Origin of the sequence: Anaerobiospirillum sp. NML120511 (assembly GCF_023050955.1) — a bacterium.
Taxonomy (GTDB): Bacteria; Pseudomonadota; Gammaproteobacteria; order Enterobacterales; family Succinivibrionaceae; genus Anaerobiospirillum.
The window spans coordinates 45,591-63,714 of the sequence record NZ_JALKIK010000014.1 but is presented as its reverse complement, the minus strand read 5'-3'; the positions used below and the strand labels follow the sequence as shown (position 1 = coordinate 63,714).

The window sequence follows — 18,124 nt, the reverse complement described above, 5'->3', positions numbered from 1 at the left end:
GTTACATAAAGGATGATATGGGGTATGCATGCGCCGGTGTTGAATTGATGTTATCAATCAGAACAGGATGCCTGAGAGCTTGTGATTAGACCGGGCTGAGATAGATTGCTTCATCAAAGGTACAGTTGATACGGGCCAGGTTAGCAATGATTTCACTGTAGAATTTGCGTGATCCTATTGCCAGAACCAGTAATGGCACATGGCGATCTTTGAGGCAGGTGTCTGCCCAGTACACCCGCTCTACTTTGTTGTCCGGCCTCAGGAACTGCAAGCCATCCATCTCTGGAGTCGAATTAACCATAGTAAATTTATATCGGCTCAGATCGTCGCCCAGAGAGTCCAAAATGCTGAAGCTGTAAAATCCAGTGCCGTAAATTACAATCTCTCTGCCTCTGGTATGGTTATATTCAACTGCATGTCTGAATCGATGAGCTGCCTCTTGAGAGATATGAAGGTTGTACTTTATGAGCTCTCGGTTACGAGCCTGTTCGGCTTCAAATTCCTCGTCACTGAGCTGTGGTGTGCTCATAAAGCGTTCAGCAGCTTCAGGATCATCAATGATATCAACAGCCTTGGTCAGCTCATAGGCCATGTAGCCATTACCTTTTACCATATAGCAGCGATCCATGGTAAATCCACCCATACGGGCTATATAGTGGTAGGCATTAGCACCAAGGTGCAGACTCTGAACCGCATGCATAAAATGAAGCGGAGAAGAGATAAAGAGCGCGCGCCCGCCTTTGACCATTACATTGTTAAGTCCGCGCATAAATGAAACAGGATCCGGCACCATTTGCAGCACATCTTTGCAGCCCACAACGTCATAAAGCCTGTGATCTTCAACTGTTCCCTCATCACCTGCAGCTGATGGGACAGTTCCTGAAGCCGCTGGGCTGGTTCCTGAAGCCGCTGGGCTGGTTCCTGCAGTGGCCGTGCTGGTTGCTGCAGCGTCTGATTTATTTCCTGCATCGGCAGAGGTGGCGTCTGTATCTTTCCCGCACTTGTTCATTCGTGCCTGCCATACCGGGTCAGCATCAGGAAAATAACCTGTGACTACGCGTATGGCAAGCATGCTCTCATCCATACCATCAGTAACTGTAGACGGGTCTACCAGGGTCAGATTCTTAAACCCGCGTCTGCTCAGCTCACGCAGTAAATAGCCATCGTACCCGCCAATATCAAGGACCTTGCACTGGTTGCTGCTGCACATTCCTGCAACAGTATCCACATAGTGCTGGAATTGAGAGGAACCCGTTGATGAAGGCTTAATAAAATTGAAGTTCGCGGTAATGCCTGATCTGGTTTCATTGCTCATGCCGCGCACATTGAATGCAACGCCGCAGTTTTCACATAGGGCCGGTCTGAAGGTTATAACCTCATTTTTCCAGGCATCTTCAGGCCTGAAAGGATGAGAGTTGACCATATCTCTGTGATCGCAACCCTCGACAAAGTGGGTACTGCCACATACAGGGCAGCATAAGTGTTCCTCGTATTTGATGAAAGAAGACATTACGGCATCTCGGGAGCCCTGAGCGTACGCAGGTACAACATAATTTAGAGCTCAACTACAAAACTGATAAGAAAACAGACGTCAGGCTGAGCCAGCCTGCAGTTATACATATAAACTGGTGTATTAGCAGGTGTGCTGTTCAGGAGTGCTGACACCATTGGGCCTGATGCAGCCTGTAATGCAGCTCATTGAACAATACGTTATGTTTTAACGCCCAGTATTAAGCCCAATGTAAATTTGGTGTCATGCTACTACGCATAAATATGAGATTAACGCATGAGTGAGCAAACTTCAGCATTATACACTCATAAGTGCAGAGACTGCCTTACTTTAACGCACGTAAATCCATTGTCTGACATACAGCTATTCCGTACATTTATCGAGATCAGACAGGGCGTATGAACGTATACATCTACAATTGCTTATGTAAAACCTGTTGACCGTGTCAAACTTTCCGTTACAAGCAAACAAACTGTACAAAGCTAAAATGAGCGTGAAAGTGACCATAGTAAAACTGCATTAATTAATGAATTTAAATACGTACATGACAATATTAATCCATCAATGAAAGTCCTGCCTTAATGGCTTCCAGTGCAATCTATGCCTGGCATGCCCTGTAAGTTCAATGCAATGCAAGGCAGTTATATGTGAAGCAGGGCAGTGTAACAATATCAAGTCAACAGCATGGTTAAGGCAAAAAAACATTACAAAAAGTTTTACAATGCATCATCAGGCTAACTTGGAACCAATGCATATTGTGCTCAGATGAATTGTTATTTTTGCCATTAGATCATGACCAGGGAAAGGAGATCAAGGAAGTGCTTATGCAGGGTGTGTTTCAGCCCACGCCTTGACTGCAGCGAGTAATGGAGAGCATAGACCGATTAATAAAAGGAAATGCAGGGCAGTGCAGGGCTGGACATGGTGGCAGTATTGTGACCGAAAGGTTGCGTAGACACGGCACAACAGGTATGAAGTACTTTCGAGGGTATGTTGACCGTCCAGCTGTGCTGGACGGTCAAGTGGTGGTGTACAGCTGCACTGCCTCCTGAGTGCATGGGCGTTGCAGCGTGTAACAATATCAGGCAGGTTTACTCGTGGTCTGGCAGATAGAGCAGCTCGTCAAAGGTGCAGCCAATTTTCTGGAGAGTATCGGCAATCTCGTTTTTAAACAGAGGTGACTGAACACCAAGAATGAGCAGTGGGATATGTCTGCCTTTGAGGTACTCCATGGCATAGTGCACAGGGCAGGTAGAGCTGTCAGGGAGCATAAATAGGTAGCCATCCTGCTCAGCTGATGAGTTGACCAGAGTTAAATTGAGTCTGGACAGATCGGTGGTTACAGCATCAATGATGTTGAAGGTGTAAAAACCGGTGCCGTAAATGACAATTTCACTGTCTGACTGGCTGTAATGGCTGATGCGCTCGTTGAGGAATGCAGATGCCTTGTCTGAAAAGGAGTGGCTGTTTTTAATAAGCTCACGGTTGCGTTCCTGCTCAGCGGCAAAGTCTTCAGGGCTGCGCTGAGGTCGGGCTGCAAAATCGGCACTGAGCTCAGGCTCATCAATAAGGTCAGTCTCCTTGCGCAATACATACACAATATAGCCATTCTCTGGCTTCTTGTAGTGCTCAAGCAGCTGGAAGCCGCTGTGCTGGGCAAAGTAGCTGTAGACATTGATGCCAAGATGATTGCACTGCAGAGCATGCATGACATGCAGCGGAACTGAAGTCAGGACCAGCATGCCGCCCTTTTTGATAACAGCATTAATGGCCTTCATGAAGCCCAGTGGATCCGGGATCATCTGAAGCACATCCTTGGCGCAGACCACGTCATAAAGACCGCTGCTGCCACCACCATTACGAGCTGTAAAAACAGGATCATGCTCTGGGAAGAAGCCGTTGACTACCTTGATGCTCTTGAGGCTGTCATCAAGATCATCGGTCTTGCTGCTTGGATCAATAAGGGTGAGGTCAGTATATCCGTCGCTGGCCAGTTCCCTCAGCAGATATCCGTCATAGCCGCCAATTTCCAGAATTTTGTCAGACTTGCTCTTCAGGTGCTTTCTGACTTCATTCATGTAAGTCTGATAGTTGGCAGCACCCATGGAGGTTGCCTTGATGAACTGATAGTTGCGGTTGATAGTGGCGCGGCTCTGGGCATCAATGCTCTTTAGATTGAAAGAAATGCCACAATTTTCACACAGAACAGGGGTAAATCTCAGCACCGCCTGCTGTGATATCTCTTCAGCTTTCATTGGCAGAGCCTGGATGATTTCCTTATGCTCTGAGCCAATGGAGTAATTCCTTGACTGACAGACAGGACAGCATTCCTGGCTGGTATAGGTAATAAAACTGTCTGAGGCGGTGCTCATAATAACTCCTGATAGATATTCTGATAAGAAAAGCTGCGGCGGCCGGATTAGAGGTGTTTAGCATGCCGCTGTGTTACAGCGCCGTCCGCTAGATAAACTGCTGCCGCCATTAAGGCAGCTCCCGTCACATGCACCGCTGCCGTTACTGTAGCAGCAGCTGTCGCACTCAACGCTGCTGCAGCGCTTATCCTGAACTGCTCATCTGTAATGAGGGAAATGAAAGTCAGCACATAAATAAGGCCGATATATGACAAGCGGTCTATTTTACGGTGCGCAGTACATTGTATCTGAGGAATTTTACCCTTTTTTAGCTCAAACGCTACTTAATAAAGCATCAGTCTGGCTGACTTGACTTCCAGATAAGTACGCAAAACAGATATCATGCAGCTCAAACGGGCAAAATAAGCCATTTGTACGTGTGCTCCACCCTCTGCATGCGTTCGTAAGTGATCAGACAAGAGAGAGAAAGACTGCCGAACAGTCATTGTTTTGCAGCGAATCACATTTATGTTCTACGATGGAGTGACAGATTGCAGTGTGCACAAACAGCAAGGTCCGGCTGCTGACAGCCGTGCAAACTGTCAGCAATACCGGACCTTAAAAACGCAGAACGCCCGGACGAACCGGGCAACGTAACGTTTACTGTGAACTTTGTACCAATTATGCGTATCTCTGCATGTTTATGACTGTCAGAACCTGTGAACATGTCTCCTTTGAAGCTGACACGCATTTACCTTTGTGAGCTGACCGGGATAAAACTCCAGTCATATGACACTTTCAGCAGATGCTGTAAAACCGCTGTTAAGCAGGCAAGGTGTCAAGTGCAGGCCGGTTCATAACAAGCTCCTGAATTAAGCCTCCTGTGGCAAAGATAAGTTATGGCATGTGATTGTCTTGAGTGCTGAATACGCTCTACAAAGCGATACAGACAGCATATTAAAACCTGAATGCATTCTCATGTGGCCTTCATGTAGCCGGGGTTTGATCAGACATGATTACCATCTTCAATAGTAAGCCACAGCCCTATGGATAACTGCGGCACTGTATGGTTTGACAGGCCCGACTGTATTGGGAGAGTCCTTATCTGTGCCGGATAAGGAGCAGCCATAACCTGTCAAATTCTATTAGCCAGACTGCAGGGCAAAATGCATCCTGTGGCAATTCAAGGCCCTCATTGCAGCACGTCAGGCATTGTGAAAGGGGCGGCCGCCATGCGGCCTGATACAAACAGGGGTGCGCCAGATGCGCACTGTGCAGGCAGGAACACTGCCTGGGCCTGAAAGCGATGCCTGAATTTGCTGGATTTGGCACCGCTTTCATGGCTCTGCTGGTCAGGAATACTGTGCATATTCCTGATTTGGGCAGGGCCCAAAACCGTACTTGTGCACCAGTAGCAAAGTCTGAAAAACAATTGAGGGATCAGCTGCATCATCTGCCACTCAGTTAAAACCGACAATGCTGATTGCGTGGACTTATGGCTGATGGCTAATTGCTGATGTCGTGTTACGAACAGACAACATGTCATCTCTGGTATTGAAAAAGATGAGATGCAAGGTGCTCAAAAAATCTTGCCCTTAAGGGGCAGGGCTCTTGACAGAGGTTTGCTCACCAGAGCCGTTTAAAAAATGTTTCTTATGCCAGCTATAATGATTATCAGAGTCATTGCTGCCGGCTGTTAGCTGTTGCCATGTGCCGAAGGCTGGTGCGCTGCTGGGAGCAAGTGATGTTCCCTTGCTATAACGCCGCTATAACGCCTGCGAAAGCTTCATGATTTGCCAGGCTGAACGTTCACACCTGATTGATAATGTCCAGTATTTGAAGGGTAGTGGAGCTGCCTCTGCCAGGCTGTGTCGAAAGCTGAGACGGTCTCATATCCATGGCTATGTCAAGGGATGGGGCCGACTCATATCCATGGCCATGTCAGGGGATGGGGCCGACTCATATCCACGGCTATGTCAGGGGATGGGGGCCTGCTTATATCCAGGGATAAGAATGGCTCATTTCCATGGCTGTGTCCGGGGGCATGGATATAGCCCCAGACTGAGTACCTGTTCCAGCGGTATACGACCTCTTCTTTCTGGTCGTGACAGTGTGGGCAGCTCCTGATGATTTTAGCCCCAGACCTTCTGGGCAAGATCAATTACAAGGTCAATTTTGGCCCACTGTTCAGCTTCGCTAAGCTCATTGCCTTCCTCGGTTGAGGCAAATCCGCACTGAGTAGATACGCAAAGATTATCAAGAGGGAAGTACTTAGCTGCTTCACGGACACGACTTTCAAGCTCATTGATGTTCTCAAGCTCAGGCTTCTTGGAAGTGATAATGCCCAGCACAACTTTCCTGTTTTGAGGGATGAACTTGAGGGCCTCGAAGGTACCGGAGCGGTCGTCATCGTACTCAAGGTAGAATGCATCAACATTTTCGTGGGCAAAGACGACATTGGCTACACGGTCATATGCACCGCTTGAGAAGTAGTGGGAACGGTAGTTACCACGGCAGATGTGGGTGCAGATAGCCAGATCATCAGGCTTGTCCTTAATGGCGGCATTGTTGGCCTTAAGGTACAGGGCAGCCAGACGATCCACGTCTATGCCACTCTTTTCGACCAGTTCCTTGTCACAAAGAACCGACCAGGTACAGTCATCAAACTGAATGGAACGACAACCGGCAAAGTAGAGGTCCTTGATTACCTGACGATAGGCGGCGCCCAGATCTTCAATTAAGGCATCTTCGTTTTCGTAATGTTCCTGCCATGAGGTAGCAAATTCGCTGTTGCGTACATTGAGGAAGGTAGCAAGAGTCTGGGCTGGTGCCGGAATAGTCTGACGTGCTACCAGGCCATAGCCTTTGCTTTCAAACTGCTTTACAAATTTGAAATGCTCTACAAAAGGATGGTTTTCACCGGTAATTTTGCCAGTAATAACAGCTGTCTCAGCACGGGTATCAATGCCTACGAAACCATAACCACGTTCACGACTGGCTTTGGCTACACCCTGAAGTCCCCACATAAAATCAAGATGCCACCAGCTGCGACGGAACTCACCGTCGGTAATAACGCGTAGACCATGTCTGATCTGCTTGCTGATAAGATCGGTGATGCACTCATCTTCAACCTGCTTTAAACCTGCATCATCAAGCAGGCCCTGACGGTGCAGGTTACGTGCATTCTTAAGCTTGTCAGGACGGAGGAAAGAACCGACTATATCAGCGCGAAAAGGGGCATTTTGCGGGATGGTGAAAGCCATGATAATTCTCCAGAAGTACCTTATTACAGGAAGCATTACAGTGAGGGTACTGTTCACTGCAAAGTCTGAGCACTGTGCTCAGTCAGTACCAGGAGGCTCCATATTTCTGCGCCTGTGGCATGTAATGTGAGTCTGCCTTGTCTGCTTTGTAATTTAAAAGTCCAGTATCAGTCCGGCTTTATTACCTGTCCTGCTGTTTGTCTGATGTATGGGCAAGTGCATTTATATGGTCGCTGCCGTGTTAAATAAGAGGCTATCCCATGCTCAGCGGCTATCTGAGTGTCGGGTCGAATTTAATCATTTTCGTCAGACCATAACTTTAATGCATATCCCTCATTGTGATCAGTAAACTGCCGGCGGTTCCGGACTTTGATTATGTGTCAGAGGCAGTTGTCATCGGGTAAGCCCTGGCTCTGTTCATGGTCAGCCTGTTGTTAATCAGACTGGGTGAGCGGTCGTTACTGCCGATTGCTGCGGGATTTGTGAGCCTCAGGTGGCTCGCTGTCTCTGCGTGGCTTTAAGATTACGTTGACTCAGGCTCATAGTCTAATACTAATTATTCATGCCCCGTTATAGCCTTAAGTTATACCTCTCTAAATGCCCATAAATTACAGGAAAATCACAACTAAGCCCTGGCAAATCTGTACTGCAAATACCTCCGGAAAGTACTTTTTGCACCCCTAAATTAATCCCCAAAACAGTGCAAACCATGGCGCCGGGCAACATAATAATTCACTGAAAATGCGATGAATATCAGCGTTTCAGCAAGAATCACAACCAACAGTCAATAATTCAATAGTACTTTTTATTTACATATGGCAGCTCAACCATAGCTCCTTTCCGATAGAACTTAGTGCCTCTGCCCTGAGCTCAGCCCTCGTAGCAGTCAACTGCCTAATGTATTGTCCATCGCTCTGCCGTAACACCATTCATGTGCAATGTCAGGCGGAGCCATTAAGACAGGAGACGGCAGGGCAAGAGCGGCCATCAGCGAAAACTTACGAACGTATACCTGTTGCACTGTTTATTGTTTTATAAAGTATAGAGACGAGTCATGAGTTGTCTGCCAGTCGGGGCAATATATCAATCTATTGTCTTTTACAGAGTATTATAAAGTGCAGCTATAATCAGGTGACAGAAAGGTGGTCTCACAAAGTGCGCATCTAATGAGTTTGAAACTGTTTTAGAAAGTGTTATTTTACTGCGCATACCAGATTTGTACTGCCAACAAAATGTATGTCAGTTCAGGCGTTGACAGCGCTGTCAGAGCTGTAAGCGCAGTCATAAGAGAGTGCATTCAGGAGTGGAAAGCGGAGGCGGGGAAACAACAGATAATGAGGAAGCTGTGAACAGAACTGCTCAGAGTAATATGCCTGACATAAGATGCCGGCTCGGCATTACAGGGCTTGCTGGTAATGCTGACTAAAACATAAAGTGAAGTGAAAAGCAAATACGTGCACTGATACAAAGTAACATTAGAGCGAGCAGCTCCGGGCATCCAATTATGCGGTGATGGTTCTGCAATATAAAGTTAATTGTGCAGCAGATGTGTGCAGTGATGCACAGTAACATCAACGGCAGAGCGGCTTCAAGGTGCCCGTTATGCGCAGATGGTGCTGCAGGCTGTTATTGATTGCTTTTCTGGTCTTCGATGATGATGGCATCGGGATGGATAAATTCAAGAACATAGTCCTTGAGAAGCTCAAGGTATCGGGATGCAAGTGTGCTTAACTTCTGACTCTTGCGGTATACCGATATCAGCTCCATGTTTTCGTCAGACTCAAGAGGGACAGAGACAATCTGATCGCCATTAAGATCGCTGCTGAGAATTCCTGAAGCAATGGTATAGCCCTGCAGGCCTATGAGCAGGTTAAAAAGAGTGGCGCGATCGGTAACTACAATATTCTTGGGCACTATTTCGGTAGAGTGCAGCTCTTCAGAATAGTAGAAGCTGTTGTTGGTTCCCTGGTCGTAGGTCAGGCGAGGAAAATCGACCAGATCTCCAAGGGTTACTGAACTGCGCTCTGCAAGTGGATGGGTGCGGCATACAAAAACATGAGGGCGGGCCATAAAAAGGCCTTTGAAAGCGAGATCCTTGCTGCGCAGTATGTTCTTGATTACCTCACGGTTATAGTTGGACAGGTAGATAATGCCCAGCTCCGAACGGCCGGTTAAGACATCCTCGATAATGTCACAGGTGCGTGACTCGCGCAGGGAAAACTCATACTCATCCTTGTTGTATTCATTGACCAGACGGACAAAGGCATTAACTACAAAGGCATAGTGATGGGAGGATACTGACAGTACCCGTCTGACTTTGTGTCCCCTGCTGTAATGGGCCAGCAGCACATCGGCCTGCTCAATGACCTGCTTTGCATATGACAGAAAACGGTAACCTTCATCTGTAAGGTCCACTCCAGTAGACTTGCGCCTGAAAATGATGATACCCATCTCATCTTCAAGAGATGAAATGGCCTTTGAAAGACTTGGCTGCGAAATATACAGAGAGGCAGCCGCTTTCTGCAAAGATGAATGATGTGCTACCGCAATCAGATAGCGCAGCTGAGTCAGGGTCATAAAACTCTCCCGGAGCAGGCCACGAGCCTGAAATTATCCACTTGCCTGGTCCATAGTATAAGCCACTGTTCACAATAGCTCACAGGCGTCCTGTATAGCTCTGTCAGCCCGAGTGAGCCATATCGGCCCGACATGCAGATGCCGTGCTGCAGCAATGGCCTGCAACTTCGTCTTTTGAGTAGAGAGTGACTTGCAGGGACTCACATGGTTACTGGATGCCACAGGTGGCGAACAGTGGCTTTATTGTTTGTTATAAGGCGCATGAGTATAGCATGCACATCAGCTCCGCCTTTGTCTGCCCTGATAAAGCGCTTTGTCAGCACAGTGGCCTCACAGCTGCCGCATGTGTGGCATTGCCGTTTGTGTTGATTGGCACGGGGATGGACTTGTGCTGCAGAGCACGAAGATGACCTTGTGCTGCAAGGTACGGGGATGGACTTGTGCTGCAAGGTACGGGGATGGACTTATGCTGTCACGCGGTCACCTCAATAGTACTTAAATCCTCTTGAAGTACCAGTGAGGCGTGCTGCTGGAGTACTCATCTGGAGCGGAGACAAGCCTGGCTCCCGGGGCCAGTCTGCACGTCCGTGCTGGATATCTTCTTGATTAATGACCTTTAGCATCCTTTGTGCGGGTTAGCCGTATGTACCAGGGGCCTTCATCCGGTTCAGGTCGTGACCAGAGCTGTGCCTTTGTGGCAGCCGGAAGCAAGATCAGAATTTTCAGATGCAAAAAGGCCCCGTACTGTGTTGTTGGGCAGTGCGGGGCCTTGAGTTAGTAAGACTGCCTCAGTGCTTTTCAGATTACTCTGAGCGGCCCTGAGACGGTCTTTGGCGAGTATGTTAACTATACTGGCATACTGGTGGTTACCTTAAAGTAAGACAGAGAGTCACGCAGGTTGTGGAGAGCCTCCACAGTTTTGTCGATAATTTCCTGAGTGTCCTGAGTGTCCTTGTTGGCATCCTTGGCCAGATCGGAGATATCGTGGATATGTTGAGAGATTTCGTTGGTAGCGGTAGTCTGCTCTTCAGCTGCGGCTGCAATCTGAGCAATCTGAAGATTTACCTGCTCAACATGATTGATCATATCGTGCATGGTGCCCTCAACCTGGGAAGTGTCCTGGCTGGTGGCCTCCATGGTGGCTACTGACTGGTTGATGGACTCAGCTGCTGTAGCTGCATCTTTCTGAATGTCTGCGACCATGCCGGCAATTTCCTTGGTTGAATCAGAGGTGCGACTGGCAAGGGCACGAACTTCGTCAGCTACCACGGCAAAGCCACGACCAGCCTCACCAGCACGGGCAGCCTCAATTGCTGCATTAAGGGCCAGAAGATTGGTCTGAGCTGCAATTTCCTCAATGGTATTAACAATAGAGTTAATGTCCAGAGAGCGCTTTGCTACCTTTTCTACAGCCTGGGAGTTGGACTGAATTTCATTGCTCTGGTCACGAATAGCTTCGATGGTCTTCTGAATGCGGGCTACACCCTCAGAAATAATATCCTTTGTTGTACTGGACTGGCTGGACACATCCTCGCAGTTCTTGGCAATATCCCTGGTAGTAGAGAGCATCTGCTGTGAGGCAGCTGATACAGTAACTGATTTGTCTTCGCAGTCGTTTACCTTAATGGCGATATTGCCAGACATTGCAATAACCTCATTGAGGGTCTTTTCCGTCAGCAGAGAGTTTTCCTTAACCTCAAGCAGTGCCTTGTTCATATTGTCACGAACAATGCGGATCTTGTCGATGATGGTGCCAAAGTCATCGTTGTAGTACTCGGCAATACGGAAAGAGAAGTCGCCCTCACACATCTTGTCAAGGAAGTGACCCTGACGGGTAATACAGCGGGTAATATAAGAAACAATGGCAAGGGAAAGAGCCGCACCAATTATTACTGAAAGGGCAGCCACCGCAAGAGAGTAGTAGGCCATGCGCATATCAGAGCCTTCACTGGCAAGCTGGATAACCAGCAGATCCTGCATTCGAATAGATTCAGTACAGGTTTCATACATGTCTATGATAACTGGACGCAGGGAATTCAGATAGTTGCCAAGTCCGCGAATACGGTCGTTTCTGATGACATTAAGGTTGTCCTCATATACCTTGATCAAAGACAGGGACTTGTCCTTAAGCTCCTGAATCCTGGCTACATATTCAGGTGCAGACTGCAGATCGCCGATACGCTGCGGATTCATCACTTTTGAGGCTTCCGTAACGGCATCGATAATCTGATTGGTCCTGCTCTGGAAGTCCTGAAAGTTACCAGGCGCTCCCTTTGCTCCTGACAGATAGCTCAGAGTAATGTTGTCAAGGTCACGCAGGTGATTTTGCAGATTGGTTACGCGAACGGCAGAACGGTTAAGAATAACTGAAAGATCGGTTGCAGCTCTGACACTGTTCAGAGTTGCAAAATATGACATTACCGCAACCAGTATTGTCATTGATATTAAGGAAACAGACAAAACTGTCAGCTTGATTTTGCTGCTCAGGTTGAAAAAACAGCTAAACATACTCAGCCTCATTACAAACTTTAAAACTCGCCTGCTGCCTGAAAATCTGTCCCGGAACCTGTCAGCACTGTCAAAGCCTTACAGTTCCACGCGTTAACAACTCCAGATTTACAAAGCAGCCAAAATTATGGTGTCAGCTCGCCTCAGGTTATGGCCATGCTGCATGTACCCTCTACATGTCCACCGGTACCCGCCACATCTCTGCACGCACCAGCCATATAGCAGGTAGTACGCTCCATACGTCTGCAGGTACTGGCCACATAGCAGGCAGTACGCGCCATACGTCTGCAGGCACTGGCCACATGGCAGGCAGTACGCGCCATACGTCTGCAGGCACTGGCCACATGGCAGGCAGTACACGCCATACGTCTGCAGGCACAGCCACATGTCTGACGGTACCAGCCAGAGGACTGGCAATGCCAGCACAGGCAATCGCTTCCCTGGACAACAGGTCCTGAATGTATGGGCAGGCACCTGAGAGAACCGGTCACAGTCAGTCCAGGGCAGTCCCTGCGATTGCTTTAGTGCCTCCATATTCTTGCAAGGCAGATGCACACTCCATTTGATCATCACTCAGACTGATTAATGCCTGGAGGGATGTTCTCAACCCGGGTTACCCATACTGCGTCAACTCTGCCTCTAGCCAACCTGGACAAATACCGGCAAAAGTGCCGGAACATATACCAGGGTTCAAGAAAAAGACAGCATTGCTCTGTCCACATTGCGCACACGTTGCTCTAAACGTCCACCTTTCTGCTCAAACCAAAAAAGTAGAGTTTGAATGACAGAAAAAAGGGCGTAGAGGTTACTGCGAACGCTGGGATCGCATTGATGTTTTCGGGGAAAAGACGGAAATGATCAGAACTAAGGAATGATAAAAAGATGGAGCTGGCGCTTTCCTCAGAATATGTACAGGTATATGCAGCGATGTATTGCTGACCAAATACACAATGATGTTACCAGTGATCAGGTGCTCCTGACTGGTATGTACACTCCCTGTGCGACCATGGGACATTGTTCACTATTAGTGGCCGCAGAACTGCCTTTATACAGGTGGTACCATCGCCTGGTCTCAATGAAACAGCCGACAAGACCTCCTGCACAGCAAAGATCAGTTAAAGCATGCCACATGTGAGACAGTCGCAACGGCACAGGCGCGTGCTCAGAGCGTACTTGATGTGATTCTCATTATCTGCAGGGCTTATTCTGTTCGCAGGAGTCACAACCCATGAAAAGCAGAACCACAGCTATCTTCCGTCAGTAGACATTTACCTGCACAGCCATAATAACAGACACTGGCATCTGCAGCACTCTAATCATTCAGCCTGAGCTTTTATGTACAGGCTGGCTCTGTCAGCAGGTAATAGATGTCAGAGAATCACTGGCCTGCATCATAGCCAATAGCTCAATCACTGGCCAGATCCAGTTGGGATTTTGTATCAATGTTCCCGATCAGACATGACATTTTGTGAGCTCCATTACAGTTTCCGACGCAACAGTTCCCACTCCTGCTGACTCTCCCGTCAAGGTTGCCTTATTCGACGAGGCAAACTGACACCTCATAACCAATAACCATGCTGCATAAGCATGGACATAACTCATCAGCTGTTGCTGCCGTGACAAAAACAAAGCATCAATACAGGACGGAATGTACGAGTAGTCGCTGCAGTCTGTAAGCAGACAGGCGAACACATTCAGCCTGAGTGTGAATGGACATTCATCATACTGATATGAGCGTATTAGCATCAGATAGAGATAATTGAAACTCAGATTGCCTGGCCTCGGGCAGCAACATTGGGAATGTTTTACGGCCGCATGCCACGGCAGCAAGAGCCACATGATATGGTATCAGGAGGGTCGTACCTGCAAGGGCGTACAACTGTCCGGCCAAAGCAGCGAGAAAAGCATTATGCGAGGTATGAGGTATAAGGCTGAGCATCCTCCTCAGATCAATCAGCCTGGGCTAATGCGGCAGCATGTGCATGCAGTGAGTTGTCAGGAAGGCAGTAAGGCAGACTGGTTATGGCAGATATGTCTGCGCGTGAAACAGCAATGAACCAGGGAAATGTGCAAGGGCTATGTGCCAGAACAGGCAAGACTGAATTAGTGGGAGCAATGCTCTGTCAGCGCTGGCTGTGAATCGGGGAAGAAGGGAAGATATGATGCCGACGCCTGGGGCTAATATTGGGTTGAATCCTGGTAACGACTGTAGTTCTTTAATATGATTATTTTAGTAAGTTGCGGGGATATGCTCTTATTTCTGTAAATCTTATCGAGCTCATCAATGTAAATTAAGTCCTGGACAGTAAGTGTTTCGTTATATAACGATGCAACACATTGATACATATATGGTTATATACAGATGATTGGGCAAAATTTGTGAAATTTACTGTTTCATAGATACATAAAATGGTTTTTGTCGAAGTTGTATGACAGGAAATTTTCAGCCATCCAACCAGTCATTTGTGTTCTACAAATTTTCTGTTACATTGGTATATGTCGTTGTATTTTGGAAGGGCTAAAACTATAATTAGTTACCACTACCATACATGTGTGCTGCTTTTTTGTGCAAAGTTTTGCTGCAACAAAATGCAAAAATGCGACATTCCACTGCAAAAGTACTGCAAAATGCTCTTACTATGAATTTTTTATAAAGCCCATATCCAGGCAATGTACAGATGGTTATCAATGGCTTACCTGCAATTTGTTTCAGTAAATATTGAAATTTTGCAATGAACCAAATGCAAAAAATGCATTCATTTTCACTATTTTAGCCCGCATAATTTTCTGAACACAAATCAGCCCTGAATGCAAGCATCCTAAGATGTTGACAACTGTGAATTTATAAGATTTTTACATCGTCAATCGGCGTATCGGTGGTATTTGGGATCTTTTACATGACGTACAAGTAAAAAAATGTAAACAAAAATTTTTACGAAAATTTTCTTCAAAAGCCCCATTCCTACGCCCGGTCTCGCGATATACGTTCAAATTTGAAGCAAATGTAAGTTAAAAATATCCAGAAAAGTGCATTTCTCGCGCTATAATAGCTCAACATATTTGTTGGTTTCACTATATCTCATAACGGAGGTTCAAACAGAAGTGAGCGATATTGATTTTTCCCACGAGGCAAAGGTTTTCAAGGCTTTTAGCGATCCAAACCGTCTGCATATTCTTCATGCTCTTAAGAAGGGTGACATTTGCGGCAGTAACCTGCTCAAGGAACTCAACATCAGTCAGCCAACTCTTTCCCACCACATGAAGATTCTGTGCGAGGCTCGTATCGTGAAAGGCCGTAAGCAGGGCAAGTGGGTTTACTACTCATACGACCGTACCGGAGTTAAACTCTGCCAGGACAGCCTCAACGAGTTTACTTCCATTATGGACGAGTTTGAGTCTCAGTCTCGCGACTGATGTTAACGGCCTTTCAGACCATCATGAGCTTCCATATCTGGAAGCCTGAGGACTGAAAGTAACCGCAGCACAAATCTTACATGCAAATGTATGCTTTGTCTTCTTATCTAAAGGCAGTTTGACTGCCATAATCAAACAATCAGAGGAGTTGAGTCATATAGACTCAGCTCCACCTTAGGCAGTCCGTAAGGTCATGCTCAGAGGTCAAAGAAAAGATTGTAGATGTATCCGCTGCCACACTGCATTGTCAGTGAACTTTGGCAACGGCGGTGCCACCTTTCCTATGCACCTTAAGGGTGGCTTGATCAAACATTCATACATTGTAGTTTATTGTTATAAGCATTCATTACATGTACACCGGCACTGGTCCAATGCCGGATTTCCCCATTTTGTCTTCATATTCCTCTGGCATCCCGTCCCGTTCCGGCTTACGCCACAGCTTCCTCTCTTTCGGGCACCGCCACGAATATGCATCTCCTGCACATTCATCCTCCAGCTTCACATTTCTCTTCTCATTTGTTATTCATCATTACCAGTTTCACTGAACATTTATAAATTTATATTTACGAACAATGTTCGCAGCATGTTAATTTGCCTGTACATATCAATAGATATAGATAGATGCAGTTGCCGCTACAACATCTGCTCTTACGAAGTTGAGATGCATTTCCTTTAACCCCGTGTTACATGCTGAACTGATACTGATGCATATGCAGGTGCAGGTGCAAATGCAGATGCTTCAGCCTTATTCCTGGAGTGCCTGTAGTGAAACTGTCAGGACGGCGGCCAGTCAATAAGCCCGAGCAGGTATATTTTGACTGTTTATCACGCAAAAAGGCCATTTGCAGGGTGATGATCGCCAAACAATGGTGTACTATGAGGCGTCTTTTTTGATCACACGGAAAAGTTATGTCCATACATGAGCCTAATCTGACTTCTCAGGACTTTGAGGACGCTCAGAACAAGTCATCTCCTGAAGGCCACAAAAGCAGTGGTTCCATAGTTTCCCGTATCTCCAGAGCCCCAGGTGCGCGACCTGTGAGCAGTGATACGTGCACAACTGTATCTGCAGACAGCAGTGATACAACCAGTGCCCGTTCAGGCACCGGCCACGGCGCCAACATCCCTTCAGGTACCGCTGCCGACGCCAGCGCCAATGTCAGCGGAGATACTCCGTCAGCTGTATCGATTGGCTCTGCTGCTGGTGCCGAGGGTGAAGATCTGCAGAAGATGGAGCAAAATGCTGCTCTGCTGGGAAAGGCCATGGAGGGCATGCTCAAGGATGCCTTTGCTGAGGCTGTGGTTAATGCAGCTCTTGGAGATGGTGGCGGTGAGAGTCTGACTGGAAATGTCCAGGCCCGTCTGCAGGCTCTGCTCAGCGGCAATCCTTACCCTGGCAAGCCGGATCATGGCAACAATACTACCGAAGGCACTGACAGCGCAGCCGTCCAGAGGACAAACGATGCTGGCGGTGCACAGTGTGCAGGGCAGTCAAAGGGCTCTGCTGATGCCTGTACCGGTTGTGATGCCCACATTGCAAAGTGCAGTGAGCAAAATCATGAGCATCAGGATGGTGAGGCTGAAGTCGTATCTGGAGATGATTTCGTTGAGAATCAGGACACAGCTGCAGTCATAAAGAAGAAGCTTCCGCAGCTGGAGCTTTATACCCGTGAACAGCTCAAGGCTGTGCGTGAGCATATTGAAAAGGTTTTTGGCCCAATCTATCTGCAGGTTGAAGATGCCGGCACCGAGCACATCCGCTGTGACATTGTGATCATCAAGGACAGCAAGGCACCTTCATCGGACAGCAGCTCCAGTGAGCCAGAGGGCAAGGACGAAACTTCAGCAGCAGATGGTTCTGCAACCAGATCACAAGGTCAGGCACAGGTCAGCAAAGATACTGATGCTGGTGACAGTCACTCTGGTGGGGTGCAGTATCTTGTTACCAAGGGCATGGGCGCTCATAAGATGCCTGTTCCTGAGGAATTTGCTGATCTCAGACTCAACCGCTGTGAGCTGTACATGGCTCTTCCTGGTTCATGGGATCTGGAAAAGGACAGCGAAGAAAGCACCTGGCCTATCAGCCTGCTAAATGTTCTGTCACGCCTGCCAGTAATGTATGATTCCTGGCTGGCCCAGGGACATCTGATTACCTTCCCTGAAGATGAAAACTATGCCCCGGGCACTTCCTTTGCCGGAGCCATCATCTTAAATCATGCTCCGGATATTAATAATGGCCATAAGCCGGCCCTTGATGAGGGAGCTGCCCTGCACCTTTCCCTGCCTGCAGCCAGCGATGGTTCATCAGGGGAGGACGAGGTGGTCAACTTCTATCAAGTTATTCCTCTGTATGCTGAGGAAATTGCCTATGCTGAAAGCTACAGCGCCCGCACCCTGATAAGACTGATGCCGCCGTCGAGTTATATTGCTGATGCCTCACGCCCGCTGACTCATCTGCGCCGCCCTAAGCGCTCTCAGGGCCCGCTCTGACACCTCAATGC

7 protein-coding genes are annotated in these 18,124 nt (G+C 47.7%); 2 read left to right on the top strand and 5 right to left on the bottom strand.

Translation table 11 applies throughout. The features are described 5' to 3' along the window. Window positions 1–85: 85 nt before the first annotated feature. From MXE39_RS05720 to MXE39_RS05700, 5 genes are all read right to left on the bottom strand, one after another. Window positions 86–1,510, bottom strand: a complete 1,425-nt coding sequence (locus tag MXE39_RS05720) for a methyltransferase domain-containing protein (protein ID WP_246977727.1) — start codon at window positions 1,508–1,510, stop codon at window positions 86–88. A 1,091-nt stretch (window positions 1,511–2,601) separates the two neighbouring features. Further along, window positions 2,602–3,882, bottom strand: a complete 1,281-nt coding sequence (locus tag MXE39_RS05715; RefSeq protein ID WP_246977726.1) for a methyltransferase domain-containing protein — start codon at window positions 3,880–3,882, stop codon at window positions 2,602–2,604. Between the two features lie 2,111 nt (window positions 3,883–5,993). Further along, entirely contained in the window at window positions 5,994–7,124 is a 1,131-nt protein-coding gene (locus tag MXE39_RS05710; RefSeq protein WP_246977725.1) for a 5-methyltetrahydropteroyltriglutamate--homocysteine S-methyltransferase, read from the bottom strand. 1,626 nt (window positions 7,125–8,750) lie between these two features. After that, window positions 8,751–9,701 (bottom strand): LysR family transcriptional regulator, encoded by a 951-nt coding sequence (locus MXE39_RS05705; protein ID WP_246977724.1) that lies wholly within the window; start codon window positions 9,699–9,701, stop codon window positions 8,751–8,753. Between the two features lie 846 nt (window positions 9,702–10,547). Continuing rightward, window positions 10,548–12,119 carry a methyl-accepting chemotaxis protein gene (locus MXE39_RS05700; protein WP_246977723.1) on the bottom strand — a complete coding sequence of 524 codons (1,572 nt, stop codon included), beginning with the start codon at window positions 12,117–12,119 and terminating at the stop codon, window positions 10,548–10,550. A 3,192-nt stretch (window positions 12,120–15,311) separates the two neighbouring features. Between MXE39_RS05700 and MXE39_RS05695 the strand changes: the two genes are divergently transcribed. Continuing rightward, a complete protein-coding gene (locus MXE39_RS05695) occupies window positions 15,312–15,623 on the top strand; it encodes a metalloregulator ArsR/SmtB family transcription factor (protein ID WP_246977722.1) in 312 nt (103 codons plus the stop codon). Between the two features lie 909 nt (window positions 15,624–16,532). Next, window positions 16,533–18,113 carry a suppressor of fused domain protein gene (locus MXE39_RS05690; protein WP_246977721.1) on the top strand — a complete coding sequence of 527 codons (1,581 nt, stop codon included), beginning with the start codon at window positions 16,533–16,535 and terminating at the stop codon, window positions 18,111–18,113. Window positions 18,114–18,124 lie beyond the last annotated feature (11 nt).

Bases quoted from the DNA above. Each gene is read 5' to 3' on its own strand.
- MXE39_RS05720 (WP_246977727.1), bottom strand. From the start codon at position 1,510: ATGTCTTCTTTCATCAAATACGAGGAACACTTATGCTGCCCTGTATGT.
- MXE39_RS05715 (WP_246977726.1), bottom strand. From the start codon at position 3,882: ATGAGCACCGCCTCAGACAGTTTTATTACCTATACCAGCCAGGAATGC.
- MXE39_RS05710 (WP_246977725.1), bottom strand. From the start codon at position 7,124: ATGGCTTTCACCATCCCGCAAAATGCCCCTTTTCGCGCTGATATAGTC.
- MXE39_RS05705 (WP_246977724.1), bottom strand. From the start codon at position 9,701: ATGACCCTGACTCAGCTGCGCTATCTGATTGCGGTAGCACATCATTCA.
- MXE39_RS05700 (WP_246977723.1), bottom strand. From the start codon at position 12,119: ATGTCATATTTTGCAACTCTGAACAGTGTCAGAGCTGCAACCGATCTT.
- MXE39_RS05690 (WP_246977721.1), top strand. From the start codon at position 16,533: ATGTCCATACATGAGCCTAATCTGACTTCTCAGGACTTTGAGGACGCT.